Annotated in this window: 17 protein-coding genes, 1 tRNA gene and 1 pseudogene; 7 read left to right on the top strand and 12 right to left on the bottom strand. The window is 64.5% G+C overall.

The genetic code is table 11. The features are described from left to right. Positions 1-13 precede the first annotated feature (13 nt). The 5 genes from FE851_RS13745 to FE851_RS13725 form a co-directional block, all read right to left on the bottom strand. Positions 14-526: a sterol desaturase family protein gene (locus tag FE851_RS13745; RefSeq protein ID WP_186378818.1), complete on the bottom strand. Its 513-nt coding sequence runs from the start codon at positions 524-526 to the stop codon at positions 14-16. A 44-nt stretch (positions 527-570) separates the two neighbouring features. Then, on the bottom strand, positions 571-1,851 hold the full coding sequence (locus FE851_RS13740) for a mechanosensitive ion channel family protein (protein WP_095686965.1): 1,281 nt from the start codon (positions 1,849-1,851) through the stop codon (positions 571-573). Between the two features lie 4 nt (positions 1,852-1,855). After that, positions 1,856-3,088 carry a cystathionine beta-lyase gene (metC, locus tag FE851_RS13735; protein WP_145203200.1) on the bottom strand — a complete coding sequence of 411 codons (1,233 nt, stop codon included), beginning with the start codon at positions 3,086-3,088 and terminating at the stop codon, positions 1,856-1,858. Continuing rightward, positions 3,085-3,930 carry a sulfurtransferase gene (locus FE851_RS13730; protein ID WP_145203196.1) on the bottom strand — a complete coding sequence of 282 codons (846 nt, stop codon included), beginning with the start codon at positions 3,928-3,930 and terminating at the stop codon, positions 3,085-3,087. Before FE851_RS13730 ends, metC begins: the two co-directional genes overlap by 4 nt. 74 nt (positions 3,931-4,004) lie before the next feature. Further along, positions 4,005-5,249: a hypothetical protein gene (locus FE851_RS13725; protein ID WP_145203193.1), complete on the bottom strand. Its 1,245-nt coding sequence runs from the start codon at positions 5,247-5,249 to the stop codon at positions 4,005-4,007. Positions 5,250-5,338: 89 nt separating this feature from the next. Here FE851_RS13725 and queF point away from each other — a divergent pair, with 89 nt between their 5' ends. Then, positions 5,339-5,800 carry a preQ(1) synthase gene (queF, locus tag FE851_RS13720; protein ID WP_145203190.1) on the top strand — a complete coding sequence of 154 codons (462 nt, stop codon included), beginning with the start codon at positions 5,339-5,341 and terminating at the stop codon, positions 5,798-5,800. A 251-nt stretch (positions 5,801-6,051) separates the two neighbouring features. Continuing rightward, on the top strand, positions 6,052-8,715 hold the full coding sequence (locus tag FE851_RS13715; protein WP_145203188.1) for a M1 family metallopeptidase: 2,664 nt from the start codon (positions 6,052-6,054) through the stop codon (positions 8,713-8,715). Between the two features lie 88 nt (positions 8,716-8,803). Here the strand turns inward: FE851_RS13715 and FE851_RS13710 are convergent, their stop codons facing one another. From FE851_RS13710 to hspQ, 6 genes are all read right to left on the bottom strand, one after another. Further along, positions 8,804-9,868, bottom strand: coding sequence for a phytase (locus FE851_RS13710; protein ID WP_145203186.1), 1,065 nt, complete (start codon positions 9,866-9,868; stop codon positions 8,804-8,806). Beyond that, positions 9,868-12,651: a TonB-dependent receptor gene (locus tag FE851_RS13705; RefSeq protein ID WP_145203183.1), complete on the bottom strand. Its 2,784-nt coding sequence runs from the start codon at positions 12,649-12,651 to the stop codon at positions 9,868-9,870. The genes FE851_RS13710 and FE851_RS13705 overlap by 1 nt, the downstream gene beginning before the upstream one ends. A gap of 199 nt (positions 12,652-12,850) precedes the next feature. Further along, positions 12,851-13,033, bottom strand: a complete 183-nt coding sequence (locus FE851_RS13700) for a DUF3606 domain-containing protein (protein ID WP_017181681.1) — start codon at positions 13,031-13,033, stop codon at positions 12,851-12,853. A 96-nt stretch (positions 13,034-13,129) separates the two neighbouring features. Further along, positions 13,130-15,091, bottom strand: coding sequence for an OPT family oligopeptide transporter (locus tag FE851_RS13695; protein ID WP_231377672.1), 1,962 nt, complete (start codon positions 15,089-15,091; stop codon positions 13,130-13,132). A gap of 94 nt (positions 15,092-15,185) precedes the next feature. Beyond that, on the bottom strand, positions 15,186-15,935 hold the full coding sequence (locus FE851_RS13690; protein WP_145203180.1) for a GDSL-type esterase/lipase family protein: 750 nt from the start codon (positions 15,933-15,935) through the stop codon (positions 15,186-15,188). Continuing rightward, complete coding sequence (gene hspQ / locus FE851_RS13685) at positions 15,892-16,263, bottom strand: heat shock protein HspQ (protein ID WP_019051949.1); 372 nt, start codon at positions 16,261-16,263, stop codon at positions 15,892-15,894. The genes FE851_RS13690 and hspQ overlap by 44 nt, the downstream gene beginning before the upstream one ends. A gap of 148 nt (positions 16,264-16,411) precedes the next feature. Between hspQ and FE851_RS13680 the strand changes: the two genes are divergently transcribed. The 5 genes from FE851_RS13680 (at position 16,412) to FE851_RS13665 (ending at position 18,707) form a co-directional block, all read left to right on the top strand. Beyond that, positions 16,412-16,501, top strand: a tRNA-Ser gene (locus tag FE851_RS13680). 58 nt (positions 16,502-16,559) lie between these two features. After that, entirely contained in the window at positions 16,560-17,213 is a 654-nt protein-coding gene (locus FE851_RS13675) for a glutathione S-transferase (RefSeq protein WP_145203177.1), read from the top strand. Between the two features lie 189 nt (positions 17,214-17,402). Further along, positions 17,403-17,663: a hypothetical protein gene (locus FE851_RS13670; protein ID WP_017181675.1), complete on the top strand. Its 261-nt coding sequence runs from the start codon at positions 17,403-17,405 to the stop codon at positions 17,661-17,663. Positions 17,664-17,876: 213 nt separating this feature from the next. Further along, positions 17,877-18,047 carry a hypothetical protein gene (locus FE851_RS26170; protein WP_186378817.1) on the top strand — a complete coding sequence of 57 codons (171 nt, stop codon included), beginning with the start codon at positions 17,877-17,879 and terminating at the stop codon, positions 18,045-18,047. 66 nt (positions 18,048-18,113) lie between these two features. Then, positions 18,114-18,707, top strand: a complete 594-nt coding sequence (locus FE851_RS13665; RefSeq protein WP_145203174.1) for a nitroreductase family protein — start codon at positions 18,114-18,116, stop codon at positions 18,705-18,707. A 10-nt stretch (positions 18,708-18,717) separates the two neighbouring features. On the opposite strand, the pseudogene FE851_RS13660 reads toward FE851_RS13665, so the two are convergent. Further along, positions 18,718-19,677, bottom strand: a pseudogene (locus FE851_RS13660) (NAD(P)/FAD-dependent oxidoreductase); the annotation flags it as partial. Positions 19,678-19,685 lie beyond the last annotated feature (8 nt).

Genomic DNA, 19,685 nt, shown 5'->3' with positions numbered 1-19,685 from the left:
AACGGATGTTGTGTTAGCTGCCTTTCGCCGCGCCACTCGCTGTCCGCACGCCCGCCCGATTGCGGCTGGCAAGTTCGCGTTTCAGATCCTCCGGGCGCGGGGCCACGAGAAACCCGAAGCTGACCGTGCCTTCCTTGGTCTCGACCACATGATGCAGCCGGTGCGCCTGCACGATGCGCTTCATATAGGGAGAACGGGCGACATAACGGTTCTTCACCCGCTGGTGGACGATGATGTCGTGGAAGCCCAGGTAAATCGCGCCATAGGCCGCGATCCCGGCACCGCAGGCGGTGGCCAGATTGCCCCAGCCCCATTGCACCCCGCCCAGCAGCAGGATGATGGAGGGCAGGGCAAAGATCACGAAATAGAGATCATTGGCCTCCCACATTCCCAAACGCGGGCGATGGTGGCTGGCATGCAGGAACCAGCCCGGCCCGTGCATCACCCAGCGGTGCATGACATAGGCAAAGCCCTCCATCGCAATAACGGTCGCTAGAAGGACGAGGGCTGGCAGCAGGATCGACATGGCATCCATATAGGCGGGCGGGCGCGCTGGCGCGACCCGTAAAGCTACGAGGTGGACGAAAGGTCGGGGCCGGGCGAGGCCGGGCGCACCGGGGCGGCGTGTATTACGCGCTGGGGGTAGGGAATGATGATCCCATTATCCTTGAACAGGTGCCACAGCCGGTTGAGGACGTCCGACTTCACATTGCTGACGCCACCTTCCGGGTCGCTGATCCACACCAGAATCTCATGATCGACGCGACTGTCGCCAAAGCCGATCAGCCAGACATTGGGTTCGGGTTCGCGCAGCACGCGCCGGCAATCGAGCGCGGCCTGCCGCATCAGGCTTTGCGCCAGCGCAAGATCGCAATCATAGCTGATCCCCACGGGAATGCGGACGCGCACATTCCGGTTGGAATAGGACCAGTTCTCCACCTCCTGCGTCATCAGATTTTCGTTGGGGATCAGATGTTCCTTGCCGTCGCGGGTGATGACGCTGACGGCGCGGACGCCGATCTTGTTCACCCAGCCGAAACTGTCGCCGACAACGATGACGTCGCCCGGCTTGATCGAGCGATCCATCAACAGGATGATCCCCGCGATCAGGTTGCCGAACGTCTTTTGCAGGCCAAAGCCCACGGCCAGGCCCAGCGCGCCGGAAAAGACGGCAAAGGCCGTGAGGTCTATGCCCAGCAGGTCGACGCCGATGAAGAAGGCGGCAACGATGACGGCGATCGCGGCAAGCTTTTGCGCCAGCAGCTTCTGGGTCGGGTCGAAGCCCTGCGTATGGTCGATCGATCGCCCGATCAGCCGGTTGGCGAGGCGGACGAGCGCAAAAAGCGCGACGCAGGTGGCGGCGATGGAGAGCAGGCCAAGCAGGGTGATGCGCCGCTTGCCAAGGCTGATGCCGACCGTGTCGAGCATTGCGCCAACCGGGGCAAGGCCGCCACTGGTGCCCGACACGATGCTGAGGAACAGCAGGAGCGCCAGCGGCAATACCGCCCAGCGGGGAATGGCCAGGGTCCGCAGCGCATAGACGGCGAGCAGCGCGACCGAGAGGCCAAGGCCGATGCCCAGGACCAGGTGGCCGACCGAATCATGGGGCCAGAAGGCGGCGGCGATGCCGATCATCAGGGCGGAAATGGCATAGCGCAGCATCGCCCGGAGCCGCAGGGCGAAGGCTGGTCCCATGACCTGCGCGCGCGGCTGGAGGCGGGGGCCGATGAAGCGGGCGCACCCGGCGGCGGCCAGGTGGAGCAGCAGCGCGAACGCCAATGCGATCAGCGGATGGATGATGCCGCTGTCGTCGGGGACATGGGCCAACAGCCAGTCTATGCCCGATAGCATCGCCCTACGACCCGTCGCGGACGGCGCGGAAACGGGCAAGGCCGGCGGCGAGATCGGCGATCAGGTCGGCTGGATCTTCCAGTCCGATATGAAGGCGGATGGCCGGTCCCTGCGCCTGCCAGACGGTCGCGCTGCGGTAGCGGGCGGGATCGATCGGCAGGGCCAGGCTTTCAAAGCCGCCCCAGCTATAGCCGATCCCGAAATGGGCCAGGCCGTCGATCAGGGCGGCGCGGGCCGCATCGTCCCCGCCGTTCAGGATGAAGCTGAACAGGCCGGTCGATCCGCTGAAATCGCGCTGCCACAGGGCATGGCCGGGGCAGTCGGGCAGCGCGGGGTGAAGGACGCGGGCGACCTCCGGCTGATCCTTCAGCCAGCGGGCAACGGCAAGCGCGCTGTCCTGATGCTGTTTGAGGCGTACGCCGAGCGTCCGCAGCCCGCGCGACGCGAGCCAGGCGTCGTCGGGGCTGACCATCTGTCCCAGCAGATAGGCGGTCTGCCGGACTTTGGCGAACCATTGGTCGTTGGCGGTGATGCTGCCCATCATGACGTCGCTATGGCCGACAATATATTTGGTGCAGGCGAGGATCGAGATGTCGACGCCATGGGACAGGGCGGGGAAATAGAGCGGCGTCGCCCAGGTATTGTCGGCCAGCGTGGTGACGCCATGCTGGCGCGCAAGCGCGGTGATGGCGGGCACGTCCTGCACCTCGAAGGTCAGGCTGCCGGGGCTTTCCAGGAAGAGGGCGCGGACCCTCTCATCGGCTAAGGCGACACTAAGCTGAACATGATCGAGCGGATCGTAAAATATAGTTTCGATACCGTAACTATCAAGCATTTGGGTGCAGAAGTTGCGGGTCGGGTCATAGGCGCTGTCGACCATCAACAGCCGGTCGCCCGGCTTGAGCACCGCCATCAGCGCGCAGGCGATCGCCGCGACGCCCGACGGAAACAGCATCGTGCCCGCCGCGCCCGGTTCCATTTCGGTGAGCGCGTCGGCGAGGCTCCAGGCCGTCGGTGTCCCCTTGCGCCCGTAGAACAGCCGCTCATGCGTGCTGCTGCCTGCCGCGCGGCGCAGATGGGCGACATCATCATAAAGGATGGTCGATGCGCGCCAGACCGGCGGGCTGACGATCGCTCCGGGCTGGCCGGGCATGCCGGTCCATTCGGGCTTGCGCCCCGCCTGCGCCAGCTTGGTCAGCGGCTTGCGCGCGTCCTTGTCCGATCCCCCCTTGCTCATGCCGGGCCGGTCGCCTTGGGCGTGGCGGGATCATAGCCCCATTCGGACCAGCTGCCGTCATAAAGGGTGACGTCGCGATTCCCCAGCATTTCGAGGCCCGCCAGCAGGATCGCCGCGGTCACGCCGCTGCCGCAGGTGGTGATGACCGGGCGGTCCAGGTCGATTCCCGCGTCGTGCAACAACTGGCGCAGATCGTCCCCCGTCTTCATGCTGTTGTCGGGATTGAATAACGCGGCGGAGGGCAGGTTGCGCGATCCGGGGATATGGCCAGACGCCATGCCGGGGCGCGGTTCGGTCTCTTCCCCCGTGAAGCGACCCGCGCCGCGCGCGTCCAGCACTTGCGCGTCATGGCTTGCCAGATTGGCGATCAGGTCGGCCTTGGTGCGGACCTGACCGGGGGCGCGGCGGGCGATGGCGTTGCCGATTGCGGGGGTGACGGGGCCGCTCTGTGTCGCGCGGCCCTCGGCCACCCATTTGGGCAGGCCGCCGTCCAGAATCGCGGCCGATGCGCCCAGGCCATAGAGCCGCACCATCCACCAGCCGCGCGCCGCGCTGCGGGTGGGGCTGTTGTCATAGACGATGACGCGGCTGTCGGCGTTGATGCCCAGCGCCTGCGCGCGCTGCGTCATCAGCGCATCGGGCGGCAGCATGCCGGGGGTCGGATCGTCGGGGTCGTTGAGGGTCGGCAGGTCCATAAAGGCCGCGCCGGGGATATGGGCGGCCTCGAACTCGGCGCGCGGGTCACGCGGCGTGCCGGGCAGGAACAGGCTGGCATCGAGGATGCAAAGGTCCGGCTTGCCCAGTTCTGCGGCCAGCCAGTCGGTCGAAACGAGAATGTCCATGCAATGCCCTTTGGCCTGATTTCGTGGCGCTACACCCTATTAGTAGGGCGCGCAGGCTGGGCTGGAAAGGGGGATCAGGACGGGACCAGTTCCCCTGCGGCGCGGGTGGCGGGGCGGCGATATTGGCGTGGTCCCTGATCAAGGCGGAACGGGGCAAGCCGGTCGGCGGGCGGCTCCTGCTCCTGACCCAATATGAAGGCGCGGGCGGTGCGGCCATGCCCTTGCGGTTCGCCCCCATCCGGTCCCCAGTGATAGCTGGCGTCGAAGGCGGCGAGCGGGATCAGCAGGCTGCGCTGGCCCATCGTCACCGGCACGATCTCGTCGGGCATCAGTCGCAACTCGCCGGTCAGTCGCCGGGTTTCGCCCGGCATGATCGCCATGGCGGAATGGAGCGGCAGGCCGCTTTGCTGGGCGAAGAAGGACTGGAGCAGCGCCTGCTGCTCCGCCCCTGCATTGCCGATGATCCCGCGCACCAGCACATCCTGCGCGGGCGTATCGCCCCGATTGTGAAGCAATAGCGTATAGCCCACGGTCATGCCGACCAGCGAATAGCGCGCGAGGCTGAGGTCCAGCGCCATGTCCAGCCATGGGCGATCGGGTGCGTCAGGTGTCGCGGCGGCGGGTGTAGGTTCGGGTGCGGGTTCGGACGTCGGCGTGGGCTTTGGCGCAGCCGCGGCTTTGGGCGGGGCGGGAGCCGGAACAGGCGCGGGCGGCGCGATCTCCACCTCTGCCGCATCCGGTGCAGTCGGGCGACGGCGGCGCAGCAGGATGAAGGCGGCGAGCGCCAGCAGCAAGAGCGCACCGCCGATGATCCACGGCCAGGGCGTGGTGTTCGCGTTCGCGGGTGGCGGCGGTGTTTCTTCTGGCGCACTGGCGGCGGGCGTCGGGGCAGGCTGCGGCGCGGGCGTTGATTCCGGCGCTGGGTCTTGGGTTCGTTCCGGCGCTGGAGTGGCGGCGGACCTGCTTTCAGCTTCAGGCGTTGCGCGTTCCGCTGCCGCACGGGGCGCTGTCTGTTCCGGGGTAGCGCGGGACGGGCGGGCAGGCGGTGGCGCGGCCCGTTGAGCGGGGACTTGTGGCGCGGGCTGGGCGGGTGCGGGCGTCGGCGTGATCGTCGGCGCTATGACCGGCGGCGGGGCCGATGTTGTCGCGGGTGCGCGGAACACGTCGAGTTCCGGTCCCTGCCGGTTGGGATTGGCCGGTTGCGGCGCGCTGGCGGGGGGCAGGGTAAAGACCGGCGCGGCGTCCTCCGCCTGCTGGGCATGAACAGGCAGCGCAAGCAGCAACGGCGCGGCGAACAGGAACGAACGATGATACCCCATGGGCCGAGCCAAGGCACAAGCGCGGCTGAACCGCAAGTGAACAATGAGAAGCCGATGACACCAGCCGTGCGATCGCGTAGGGCAGCGCCATGACCGCCCCTGCCTTGACCCCGCTCCATCTGGGCCAGACCAGCGCCCTGCCCGCCCGCCCGGAAGAGGCGGTGCTGGATTATGTCCCCAATCCGCGCCCCGGCCGCAATTATCTGGTCCGCTTTGCCGCGCCGGAATTCACATCGCTCTGCCCGGTGACGGGCCAGCCCGATTTCGCGCATCTGGTGATCGATTATGCGCCCGGCGACACGATCGTCGAATCCAAATCGCTCAAACTGTTTCTGGGCTCATTCCGCAATCATGCCGCCTTTCACGAGGATTGCACGGTGGGCATCGGCGAACGGCTGTTTACGGAGATGAAGCCGGTCTGGCTGCGTATCGGCGGATATTGGTATCCGCGCGGGGGCATCCCCATCGATGTGTTCTGGCAATCGGGCGCGCCGCCGCAGGATTTATGGCTGCCCGCGCAGGATGTGCCCGGCTATCGCGGGCGGGGATGAAGAACCAAATCGTTTGGGTTGAACCTGTCGAAGCCTCGTCGCTCTGCGGCCCTTGGCCAGGCTCAGGGCGAACCGAGGGCGGCGCTGTGCGCCTCCCACTGTTTGACGAACGCACAACAATGTTCGACCAGCGACATCGCGACGCCATGTCATCGCGTGACCGATGCAGCGAAACGGGCTATCCCGCGTTTCATCACGGTGCCGGTCCGATCGGACCCAAGCCTGTCTGACGTGTCGGAGTCTGAAATCCTATGTCGCTTGCCAAAATCCTGCCGCTGCTGATCGCGGCCGCACCCATCGCCCTTGCCACGCCCGCGCTGGCGCAATCTGGTTCGTCGGCCGGTACCGCCGCCGGTCCCGCTGCCGGAATCACCACCCAATTGCCGCGTGGCGCTGCGCCGACTCATTATGCCATTGAAGTGACGCCCGATGCGGCGAACCTCTCCTTCACCGGCAAGGTGATGATCGACGTCACAGTCAGCAAGGCGATGCCCACCCTGGTGCTGAACGCCGCTGACCTCAGCATTGGCGACGTCATGCTGACCCCGGCAAAGGGCAAGGCGATGAAGGGCAGCGCCAAGGTGGATGCCGAGGCGCAGACCGTGACGCTGGATTTCGGCAAGCCGCTGACGCCGGGCCAGTATAAGCTTGCGATCACCTATGCCGGTGTCATCAACACGCAGGCGAACGGGCTGTTCGCACTCGACTATACCAATAATGAAGGCCAGGCGAAGCGCGCGCTGTTCACCCAGTTCGAGGCGCCCGATGCGCGTCGTTTCGTGCCGAGCTGGGACGAGCCAAGCTATAAGGCGACGTTCGATCTGAGCGCGATCATTCCGACCGGCGAACTGGCGGTCGGCAACATGCCGGTGAAAACGACCAAGGATCTTGGCGGCGGCAAGACCCAGGTGACGTTCGGCACCAGCCCCAAAATGTCCTCCTATCTGCTCTTCTTCGGCCTTGGCGAACTGGAGCGCGCGACTAAGATGTCGGGCGCGACCGAAGTGGGCGTGATCACGGGCAAGGGCAATAGCGGCAAGGCGACGCTGGCACTGGACGCGTCGGTCAATATCCTGCCCTATTTCAACGATTATTTCGGCGTGCCCTATCCGCTGCCCAAGCTCGACAATGTTGCCGGGCCGGGCCAGAGCCAGTTTTTCAGCGCGATGGAAAATTGGGGCGCCATCTTCACCTTCGAACGCGCGCTGCTGGTCGATCCGCGCTTCACATCCGAAGCGACCAAGCGGCGTATCTACGAAACCGTCGCGCATGAAATGGCGCATCAATGGTTCGGCGATCTGGTCACCATGGCCTGGTGGGACGATCTCTGGCTGAACGAGGGTTTCGCCAGCTGGATGGCGACCAAGGTGACCGACAAGCTGCAACCCGACTGGGAAATGCTGCTGACCCGCGTGGACGGGCGGGAGGCAGCGATGAGCCTCGATTCGCTCGCGACCACCCATCCGGTCGTGCAGAAAATCACCACGGTCGATCAGGTCAATCAGGCGTTCGACGCCATCACCTACCAGAAGGGTGAGGCGGTCATCACCATGCTGGAGGGCTTTGCCGGCGAGGATGTGTGGAAGAATGGCATCCGCAGCTATATGAAGGCGCACGCTTATGGCAACACCGTGACCGATGACCTGTGGAAGGCAGTCGAAGGTGCAGGCGCCAAGGGTCTGGTCGCGATCGCCCATGATTTCACCAGCCAGCCGGGCATCCCGCTGGTGACGGTCGAAAGCGCGCAATGCCAGGGCGGGCAGACGGTGCTGAGCCTGAGCCAGGGCGAATATAGCCGCGATGCCAAGGGCAAGGCGCCGCTGAAATGGAATGTGCCGGTGATGGCGCAGACGATCGGCGGCGCGCCGCAGCGGTTGATTTTGCAGGGCAAGGGACAGATGACGCTGCCCGGTTGCGGCGCCTATGTCGTCAATGCGGGGCAGACGGGCTATTATCGCTCGCTCTATCCCGCCGCCAATGTGCAGGCGCTGGCCAAGGATTTCACCAGGCTGGCCTCGATCGACCAGACCGGATTGCTGGCGGATAATTTCCAGCTGGGGCTGGCCGGCTATCAGCCGATCGGGCTTGCGCTGGACCTGATCGACGCGGTGCCGATGGCCGCCAGCCCCGCCGTGCTGGCGGAGGTGCCGGGCTATCTCGACAGTGCCTATGCCATGCTGGAAAGCGACAAGGCGGCGCAGGGGCGGGTCGCGGCCTATACGTCGGCCAAGCTGACCCCGGCGCTCACGGCCATCGGCTATGATGCGAAGGCGGGCGAAGGCGCGCAGGTGCCGGTGCTGCGATCGGCACTAGTATCCACGCTGGGCGATATGGGTGACAAGGCGGTGGTCGCCGAAGCCAACCGTCGCTTTGCCGCGCTGGCGAGCGATCCCGCCGCGCTCGACGGGCCGCTGCGCAATGTGTGGCTGGCGATCATCGCGAAGAATGCGGACCAGGCAACCTGGGACAAGCTGCGCGCAATGGCCAAGGGTGCCAAGACCGATCTGGACAAGAGCAGCCTGTTCGCGCTTTTGGGCGCGGCCAAGGATGAGAAGCTGGGTCAGCAGGCGCTCGATCTGGCGCTGACCGATGAGCCGGGCAAGACGACCAGTGCGGCGATCATCGCGCAGGTCGGCGCTGAACATCCGATGCTGGCGGTCGATTATGTGCTGGCGCACCGGGCGCAATATGAGGCGCTGATCGACGTGTCGGCGCGCAGCCAAGCCCTCGCACGACTCGGCGGCGGATCGGCGGACCCGGCGATGGCGACCAAGCTGGACGCCTATGCGACCCAATATCTGACGCCCGAATCGCGCAAGGTGGTGGATCGGTCCATCGCCGCGATCAAGACGCGGATCGAAACGCGCAATCGGCTGAAGGCGCCGCTGGCGGCCTGGTTCGCCGGGCAAAAGTAAAAGTTGATCGCTCCCCTCCCGCTTGCGGGAGGGGTCGGGGGAGGGCGTGTACAGCCCCGCCCCTAACCCCTCCCTGAAGGGAGGGGCATTACAGCCCCAGCGCCTTCGCGATATCGTCCCACGCCACCAGTTTGAAATTCTGCGCCGCCGCCGCGTTGTGGCCGTCCTGCGCCACGAACAGCCCGCCGGGGAATTGCGGGCCGAAATCGCCCAGCATCAGCTCGATGCCGTCGGTTTCTTCCGACCCGCCAATCGCGCCATCGACCACGCGGAAACGGCCGACATAGGCGTCGTCGGACAGGCGATAGGCGACATAGGCATTGTCGCCCTGGCTGGAAACGAGGACATAGCCGTCCTTCTCACCCATGGGCGCGATGGCGACGCCTTCGGCATCCATAACCAGATTCTTGCCATCCGCCGCCGCGATCAGCACGGGCGTGGCCGGGCCGGTCGCGCGCGCATCGAAACGCCACAGGCCGACATCTTCCTCCGCGACATAAAGGCGTGCCGTGCGGTCATCGACGGCGCAGCCTTCCGATTGCGTACCCAGTTTGAGCGTGCGGACGATGCGACCCATGGGCGCTGCGCCGGACATGTCGAGCGCGACCTGATTGATCGTCCCGTCCTTCAGCACGATGAAGGCGTAAAGCCCGTCAGCGTCGGACCCCATGCAGATGCCATAGGCTTCGCCAGCGCCGCCATCGACCTTGCCCAACGCGGTCAGCTTGGCGGTGGCGGGATCGAGCCGGAAGAGCGCGATCTTGGCATCGGTGACGACGTTGCGGTCGCTGGCGGCGACCAGAATGCCGCGCTTGCCATTGATCGTCACCCCATCCTTCAGATCGACATTGTTGACCCGGCCCGCATCCAGAAAGTCGCGCACCTTGCCGTCCAGACCATAGACATAAAGGCCCGCCTTCTTGTCCGTGCCCACGATCAGGCTGGCGGCAGGATCAGCGGCATTGCGCCAGATCGCGGGATCGTCCGCCGCATCGGCATTGGTCGTGCCGACCGGCGCAGTCTCGCCGCGTGCAGTCACGGAGACGGCGGGCGTGGCATTGGCGATACGAACCGACACCGGGACTTCCCGTTCGCCCGTCGTCGCGCAGGCGGCGAGGGCGAGGAAGGGCAGGGCGGAGACGATCGCTTTCATCAGAAATTCACCGCCATGCCGAACTTCACGGTCCAGTTATATTCTTCAAATTGCAGCAGACGCTTGTTGCCGTTGAAGTTTTGATAGGCAAAATATTTGGCGTTGTTGACGTTCACCCAGTCTGCGAACAGGCGCACGCCCGGCAGAACCTTATATTTGGCTGACAGGTCGAGCTGGAAATGATTGTCGACGATCCGGTCCGTGTCGGGCGCGTCGCCAACCTCGTCCAGATATTTGCTGCGATAGGTGCCGGCTGCGCGCAGCGAGAGGGGACCCTTTTCATAGCCCAGCACGGCGTTGGCGGTGTGCTTCGATGCGTTGGGCAGGCCGATGGTGCGCAGATAGGCATTATCGTCACCATCATAGCTGGTGATCTTCGCCTTGGCGTCGGTATAGCTGTAATTGAGGTTCACCAGCAGGCCGTCAAGCGGCGAAGGAAGGAAGTTCAACACCTGGCTGAAGGACAGTTCGACGCCCTTCACCTTGGCGGTGTCGCCATTCACGAAGTAGGACGCTTCGCTATAGGCAACGCCGTTATAGCTGCCATTGTCAAAGTCGCGGATCTGCGCGGTATAGTTTTTGATCGATTTCCAGAACAGGCCAGCGGTCAGCGCACCATTGCGGCTGAAATACCATTCAGCCGACGCATCCAGGTTCCACGCGCGGAATGGCTTGAGATCCGGGTTGCCGAATTCGGCCGCGCCATCCTCGTCCCGCAGGAAACGCGGCGCGAGTTGCGACAGCTTCGGACGGACCAGGCTCTTATAGCCCGCGGCACGGAAAACGAGCCCCTGCGACGGTTCCAGGCGCGCAGTCAGGCTGGGCAGCCAGTCGGTATAATGTTTGGTGAAGATGTTGGGCGTTATGCTGTTTTCATCGCCATCGGTATCGACCAGATTCCCACGCAGGACATTGCGGGTCTGTTCCATGCGTATGCCGCCGATCAGACGCAGCGTCTCACTGTCCCAACGCCCCATCAGATATGTGGCCAGCACATCTTCCTTCGCGTCATAGTCGGCAGCGGCGGACTCATATTCGCTGGCGACGGGGTCCAGCCGGAACGCGCTCTGATTAGCATAGAAATAATCGCTCGCTGCGCCCTTGGCCGGGACCGGACCGATATTGGCCAGACGATAGGTCTGGTCACCCAATACATCCGCCAGATCGAGATTGGATTTGTCATAATAGTTCATGTTGAAGTCATAGCTTTTCTTGCGCCAGCGCGCCTTCATGCCTGCCTGGACGGTGAAGGTGCCGCTATCCGTTGCGAAGGCGCGGGCAATATCGCCCTTGATCGCATATTCGCGGTCGCGAGAATCGGACAGGATTGTCTGCTCGACGCGGTTGAATGCATATTCCGACGGGTCGTTGAACAGATCAGCGCCGCTGGTCACGTCGAATGTCGGGATGCGCGGGTCGGCATAGTTGAAATTCACGTCCACGCCATCACCGTCGAAACGGGCGCGCCAGCGGATCGGATCGATCGATCCTGCTTCCTTTTCGCTCGATTCCGACCAGCTGCCCGAATAGATCAGCTTCCACGGCCCGGTTTCCGTGGTGCCGCCCAAAACCAGCGACTTGATGCGTTGCCGTTCGAACCGGTCTTTAAGATCCCGGCGCACTTCGATGCGACCGTCCTCATCGGTGAAGTTTGCGCTGTCGGCATCACCTGATGCAGGCTGCTCGTCCAGAACGAAGGTCAGGCGGCGGCGATATTCATGGTCGTCAAACTGATTGTAGATACCGCGCGCGTACAATTTCGTGGTGTCGCTGGGCATCCAGTCCATGTTGAGCGTGGCGCCGATCCGCTTGCGGGCCACGTCATAGTCGCGATATTCCAGCGTTTCGGCATAGTCGATGCCATCGTCGCTGCTGGTCCAGTCTGACGCCTCGATATTATCGGTTTCAAACCGGCGCTTATAATAGCTCAGGCCACCTGAAATGCCGAACCGATCGGTCAGTCGGGTCGAAAAGTCGACGCTGCCCTTTGGCGTGACGGTGTTGGCATAATCGTTGTAACTGCCCTCCACCTTTGCGGAATAGAGATCCTTCTTCCGGTCGAAGGCGCTGGTGGTGTTGATTTCGATCGACGCGCCGATCGTGTCGGCGTCCATATCGGGCGTCAGCGATTTCTTGACCTCGATCGATTCGATCAGTTCGGATGGGACGACATCCAGCGCGACCGATCGAACGTCGCTTTCGGGCGCCGGCAGGCGGGCGCCATTGACCGATGCGGCGTTGAGTTCGGGGTCAAGGCCACGGACCGATACGAAGCGGCCTTCGCCCTGGTCGTTCAGGATGTTGACGCCAGGCAGGCGGCGCAGCGATTCAGCGACATTCTGGTCAGGAAACTGGCCGATGGCGTCGCGGGTCAGAACGCTTTCGACGCCGTCGGCTGCACGTTGACGCGACAGGGCGGACGCCTGGTTGGCCAGCTGACCCACAACGATGATGGATGAATCGATGTCCGACCCGATGCGAATGTCGGCGTCGACATCGCCGCTGGCAGGCACGACTACCGTGGTGCGGACCGGATCGGCACCGGTATAGCGCGCTTCGATGGTATAGGTGCCGGGCGCCATGTCGGGGAAGCGGTAGCTGCCGTCGCGTCCGGCTTCAGCAATGTGGCCGGTTTCGACAATGCGCAATTGGGTCGATTGCAGGGCGCGGGTGCCGGTGCCGTCGGACACGGTGCCCGTGATTGTGCCGGCAATTGCTGCAGCGGGGCTGGCGAGCGCAAGCATGATGGCAAAGCGGCTCACGCCGCGAAGGCGGTGGTTCATCGTTAGGACTCCCTGTTGTGCGCGGCAATGCGGTATTGGTCCGCCCGCCTGTCGTTGGGGCGCGCATTGGGAGATTGATGTTACAGCGTCATTCCAGAACCGTGACAAATTCGTGAAGGCTGCATTTATGACGTAGCGGCGCGCGCAAGCCGACTGGTGCAGCCCATTTCGTGCGAGAGGGGGTTAATCCCGGCCCACGTCAGGGCGCGACGTTCAGATAGGCCGCGACGGCGTCGACGCTTTCGCCCACCGTATCGACCGCTTCCTCCAGTTCCTCGCGCGATACGCCGAAACGGCGGGTCCAATAGTCGACCGCCTCGGCATCATCCAGACTGACCTGGTTTACGTCCGGCGGCCCTGCCTGGTTATGGTCGTTGATCATCGCTGCGCCCGTCTAGTGAGTCTTCCCAAAGCATCAGCAATGCACAAATAGCGATCCGTTTCCGCTTCCCTTTAGGACAGGGCTTGACGGAGGCCGTCAGGCCAGGGGCGCGGAAGCCCAGCGCCTCAACTTGGCGTACAGGCCGCCGATCACCGACGCGAAGATCAGGATCGACAGGGGAATGGCCCAGTGGCTTTCGCCGACCAGCGCGAGGGGCGTGTCGCTGTCCGTCGCCGCGACGATCCCGGCGAAGGCGACGCCGAACAGGCTTTCGCCCACGATGAAACCCGTGGCCATCAGCACGCCCATCCGCTCGGCAAATTCCGGGTGCGACTGGCGCAACGCCCAGCGATTATAGAGATGGCCGATCACCGCGCCGACCGGGATCAGCAGGGTGAGCGCCATCGGCAGATAGATGCCCATGCCGACCGCCAGCGGAGGCAGGCGCAGCTTGCCTGCCTTGCCCAGCAATTCATCCACCAGCACCACGACCGCGCCGATCCCCGCGCCGATGCCGATCAATCCCCAGTCGAGATCGCCGCCGAGCACGCCCTTGGCCAGGGCCGAAATGAGCGCGGCCTGCGGGGCGGGCAGGGCATTGGGGCCGGCCCCCGGCGCCCCGGCGAAACCGAAGGCGCTGTTGAGCAGGTCGAGCACCGGCGGGATGACGAGCGCGCCGAACAGCACGCCCAGGATGAGTGCGATCTGCTGCTTCCACGGGGTCGCACCGACCAGCTGGCCAGTTTTCAGATCCTGCAGATTGTCGTTCGAAATGGTGGCGATGCCGAACACGATCGCGGTGGTGAACAGCGCATAGGCGACCAGCGCCTGCGCGCGATCGGGATCGCCGCCGGAGCCGTAGATCGCCGCCAGCATCAGTGACGCGCCCAGCACGGCCAGGATGCCGACGCCCGAAATCGGGCTGTTGGACGCGCCGATCAGGCCGGCCATATAGCCGCAGACCGATGCGATGACGATGCCCGCGACCAGCACATAGGCCAAGGTCAGCGCGATCACCGGAATGGGATTGGCCGCGATCGGCCCGCCCTGGGCGAAAATCCACAGCAGCACGCCGATGGGCAGCATTGACGCAATGATGGTGCCGCCGACAATGCCGATCGGCAGGTCGCGCTCGGTCAGTTCCAGCAGGCCGGCATTGCCCGCCTTGCGCGTGGCGTTGGCGACCATGGCGGACCGGATGCCGCTGACGATGGGGCCAAGGATTTTGAGCAGGGTCCAGATCGCGGCGACGCCGATCGTCCCTGCGCCGATGAAGCGCGCCTTCATGCGGAAGGTGGTGCCGACCAGATCAGCTAGGTCCGCGCCGGCGGGCAAGGGCGCTGTCAGGTAGGGGACGATGCCGACCCAGCTGATCAGCAGGCCCACGAACATGGCGACGCCGACCGACAGGCCGACCAGATGCCCAACGCCGATCAGCGCCATGGAAAAGCTGGTCGACATGGATGTCGCGCCTGCACCGAATTTGAAGAAGGTTGCGGCTTCCTCAGCCAGCAGCCGGGTCTTGGCGACGATGGAAAAGGCAGCGGCAGCCAGCGCGCTCAGCAGGATCGCGGACAGGCCGCGCTTGTTTTCTTCCTCGCCCAGCCGCGATCCGGCGCCAACCTTCAGCACTTCGGCGGCGGCGACGCCTTCGGGATAGGGGAGGGGCGATCCGGTGACGAGCGCGCGGCGCAGCGGCACGGAATACATGACGCCCAATATGCCGCCCAAGGCGATGGTGCAGGCCGAAAGCCAGTAGGGAAAGCCCTGCCACCAGCCGATGATGACCAGCCCCGGCAGCACGAAGATGATGGCGGACAAGGTGCCTGCGGCCGACGCGATGGTCTGGACGATATTATTTTCCAGGATCGTGCCGGTTGCGAACAGGCGGAGCACCGCCATCGAGATGACGGCGGCGGGGATCGATGTGGCGAAGGTCAGCCCGATCTTGAGCCCAAGATAGACGTTGGCGGCAGTGAAGATGAGCGTGATGAGCGCGCCGAGGATCACCCCGCGCAGCGTCAGTTCGGCCATCGCGCTGGCCTGTGCCTTCTCCATTGTCACCCTTTATCCCCTTGGCTTGGCGCTTGTCGCCCGGACTTGTAATAATGTTGCTTGGCTATGGATCAATCGGAAAGTGCAATCGGGTGGCTCAGGAGGCCTTTCTTGTCGCATTTGGCGTCTGGGTGGCGTGATCGAGCCAATTGTCGACCAGTCGCGTCCAGCGCTGGTAGCCGCGCGGGTTCATATGCAGTCCGTCCGGGCGAAAGAGCGAGGCGTCGGGCAGGCCGTCACGCGCCAATAACAGGCTGCCGACGTCTAGGAAGGTGAAGCGCTCCTTTGCGGCGCGATGGGCGATCGCCTGATTCACCGCCGCCATTTTGGACCATAAGGTCCAGCGGATCGGGCTGGGTTTCAGGGAAAGGAAGGCGATCTCCGCGCGCGGATAGTCGCTGCGCAGCCGCTTGAGCAGGGTCAATATGTCGGTGGTGACCCGGTCGGGGCTGGCGCCCGCAGCCAGGTCATTCTCGCCGACATAGACGACGATCGTGCGCGGTTCGATCGGCGGGAGAAGGCGGCGATAATAGCGCAACACGTCGGGGGTGCTGGCCCCGCCAAAGCCGCGATTGACGGTCGGAATGTCGGTAAAGCTTGCCGCTATGTCCCACAGTCGGATGCTGGAACTGCCCAGGAACAGGGTCGCGCCATCGACCGGAGGGCTTTTGGCATTGGCCTTGGCAAAAGCCTCGATCTCCCGCGCGAACGGAAAGGCGGGGTCGGGATTGGGCGGCCGATCCTGCGCCTGCGCACCAGCCGCGCCGGGCACGGCGAGCGCCAGCAGCAGCGCGGCGGTCGCCCTAGTGGCGATGGAGGTGGCGCAGGCGATATTTGCCGTCCGCATAGGCACCGAACATACCTGTAATGGCAGGGTGATCGACCGGCTCGTCACTGTCGTCGGCGATCAGATTCTGCTGGCTGACATAGGCCACATAGCTGGATTCGCCATTTTCGGCGAGCAGATGGTAGAATGGCTGCTGCTTGTCTGGCCGCGCATGTTCGGGGATGGCGTCATACCATTCCTCGCTATTGGCGAACACCGGGTCAATGTCGAACACGACGCCGCGAAAGCCAAACATGCGATGCTTGACGACGTCGCCAATGCTGAAGCGGGCATGGACAATCGGCGGCGCGCTGACGCCCGTGCCGAAAATCTGAATCGTGTTTCTCATATGTCCAATTTAGGAGCCTTCGCCCGCCACACAAGAAAAATACCGACAAGCCAGCTTGGCAAGGCGGGATTCATTCGCTAATGGCCGCGCTCGACCCGGTTGGGACGGGCTTTTCCTGTGCGAAAAGCCGCATGTCCCGGCCTTCTGCGGAGAGGTGGCAGAGTGGTCGAATGCACCGCACTCGAAATGCGGCGTGCCGGTGACGGTACCCAGGGTTCGAATCCCTGCCTCTCCGCCAGTTTTCTGTCGATCCATTGCTGTCGTGGTGCTTTTGCGCGATAAGGGCGGTGTTTCCCATGTCGTCGCTTCCCATTCTCTACAGCTTCCGCCGCTGCCCTTATGCGATGCGCGCCCGGCTGGCTTTGCTGGTCAGCGGGCAGGTGGTTGCGCTGCGCGAAGTGGTGTTGCGCGACAAGCCGGATGCATTGCGGCAGGCATCGCCTAAGGCGACCGTGCCGGTGCTGGTGCTGCCCGATGGGCAGGTGATCGACCAGAGTATCGACATCATGCGCTGGGCGCTGGGGCGGGCCGATCCGGAAGGATGGCTGATGCGGGACGATGCTGGCCTGATCGCCGCCAATGACGGCCCGTTCAAGATGCATCTGGACCGGACCAAATATCCCGATCGCCATGGCAGCGATCCGGTGGTCCACCGCGGCGCGGCGCTGGACTGGCTGCATGTGCTCGACCGTCGATTGCACATGAGTGCGCAGCTATGCGGCGCGGCGCGCGGATTGGCCGACATGGCGATCTTCCCCTTCGTCCGCCAGTTCGCGGCAATCGACCCGGCCTGGTTCGAGGCGCAGCCGCTGCCCCATCTGCGTCGCTGGCTCGACATCCATCTGCATAGCCCCCTGTTCGCCGCCGCAATGCTGCGCGTCCCGCCCTGGCGCGAGGGTGACGCGCCGATGATTTTTCCGCCTGTAGGGGCCGAGGAAAATATTGTCTGAATCAGTCGCGAAAAAATGACGGACAGTTCGGAAATATTGCCAACCAATGGCAAAAAATTCACGCCATGTTCAGAAGCTGGATCGAAAAGTCACGGTTTTCCGGGGTTTTTTCAAACTGGCACGCCTCCTGCAATGTTGTTGGCATGATCCAATACGGATCGCCAACCATCATTCAGGGAGACATTCATCATGAAGACCATCGCTTTCGCCGCCGCCGTTGTTGCCGCCACGCTCGCCGTTTCGGCCGCCAGCACCCCCGCTTTTGCCGAGGCACGGGGCAGCTTTGGAAAAGCCAAGGTGACCTATGACGCCAAGACCGACCGTTATTGCTTCCGCGAAACCGTGACCGGTTCGCTGATCCCCGTCACCCAGTGCCAGTCGAAGGGCGAATGGGCCCGCAACGGCCTGACCATCAGCCGCAAGTCGAGCGTCCAGCTGGCCCAGCGCTGACACTGTTGCAGGCACCCGCGTCAGGGTGCCCCCCAATCTTCAGGGTGGCCGGTCCTGCCAGACCGGCCTGACCCGATTCCGGCTGCCGTGCCGGACCCCGCGCGCCACGCTGCCGCCCACCCCAAAGCATTTCTGTCTCGCTGCTCAGCATTGCTTGCGCGATTTTTGTCTATAGGATCGATAGATAAGCTGCGTGAGTCGGCAGGGGGATGCATGATCGAACGATATGGGCAGGACGGGCGCTTTGCCCGATTGCGGGCGCGGTTGGCGCGGGCGCTCTTGCGCGAACCCACGGTGATTTTGCTGGAGCGGGACGCCGATACCTGCATGCGGGCGCATGATCCGGGCAATCGGCCTGGCCAGCCCTGCGAAGCGATCCGCTGACCCCTTCGCAACTGCAATATCCACCCTATATGGAGGCGGTCTTTCACCTGCACGCAAGGAACCTCCATGGCCACCACTCCCCGTACCGTGACCCGCGCGGTCGATCCGTTATTTGTGGAACGCTGGTCGCCCCGCGCCTTTGACAGGTCGTCCATCCCGCAGGGGGATCTTGATACGCTGTTCGATGCGGCCCGCTGGGCGCCGTCGGCGTTCAATTACCAGCCATGGCGTTTTCTCTATGCCCATCGCGACAGCGCCGACTGGAGCCGGTTCCTTGGCCTCCTGCTGCCCTTCAACCAAAGCTGGGTGCAGCATGCCGGCGCGCTGGTCTATATCCTGTCCGACACGCTGACTGCCGCGCCCGGATCGGACGATTTCAAGCCGTCGCACAGCCACAGTTTCGATGCGGGCGCGGCCTGGGCCTTGCTGGCGCTGCAGGCGACGCGGCTGGGCTATCACACCCATGCGATGAGCGGCGTGGATTTCGATGCCGCCCGCGCCGAACTGGCGGTGCCGGACCGTTTCCGTATCGAGGCCGCGGTGGCGATCGGGCGGATGGGCGACAAGTCGGCCCTGCCCGAAGCCTTGCAAGCGCGCGAGGTGCCAAGCGATCGCAAGGATATCGCGACGTTCGCCCGACCGGGCAATTTCGTGGATTAAGGCGGCAGCCCGACCGGGCAACCGGCAGCGTCAAATCCTGCGCACCCCGCGCGCCGAGCATCCGGCCAGACAGCCAGGCCAGTTCGACGCGCGGCCCCAGTAGCCAGTCGCCGCACGCGCCCAGCCGGATATGATCGTTCCACAGCGCGCCATTGTCGGTGCCGCGCGTCATGGCGAAGCGCCAGCGGTGCGCGGTAAGGTACGCCACGGGCGGCAACGCGGCCCCGCCGGTCATCTGCCCCAGCGCATCGAGCAACAGGGGGGCGATGGTGTCGGGGCTTTCTTCCAGATGGGTGGCCGACCAGGCGCCATTGGCCTGCACGACCCAGGCTTCCGGTCCGTCGCGTCCCGGCTTGGCGCTGTTGCGCGCCGCCCATGACAGGATGCCGCCGCCGGTCAGATGATCGACCGGCAGGTCGACGGGTTCGGTAAAGGCGATCATCGCGGTCCAGCAGGGTTGCGATCGCGCCGTCATCGCCACCCGCGCCATCGCCAGATCGTGCAGACCCAATATGGTGGCGGCCTGTTCGGAAGGCAGCGCGACGATGGCCGCGTCAAACGGCCCCTCCATGCCTGCGTCCAGCCGCACCCACCAACCGGCCGCGTCGCGTTGCAGGCCATGGACATGATGCAGGAAATCCACCCGATGGGCGGCCGCCATATGGCGGATCGGCGCGTTCATCGCCGGGTTGCCGATCCAGGCGTCGGCCCCGGCTTCAGGCCAGGGAACAGCGACCCCGGCTGCGGCCCAGCCATCGACCTGAAGGCGGAACAGCGGGTCGCGCACGGTAAAATATTGGGCGCCATGATCGAAACTGGCGGTGCCGATCGCGGTTTCCACCCGGCGGGTAGACATGCGCCCGCCCGGCCCGCGCCCCTTGTCGAACAGGCGCACGGCGATGCCATCTTCCGCCAGCCGGTCGGCGCAGGCCAGCCCGGCCATGCCTGCGCCTATGATTGCCAGCGTCACCCTGTGAT

Source organism: Sphingobium sp. B2 (genome assembly GCF_007693735.1).
Lineage (GTDB): Bacteria > Pseudomonadota > Alphaproteobacteria > Sphingomonadales > Sphingomonadaceae > Sphingobium > Sphingobium xenophagum.
The sequence above is the reverse complement of the archived record's forward strand: the minus strand, read 5'-3'. Positions and strand labels throughout refer to the sequence as shown.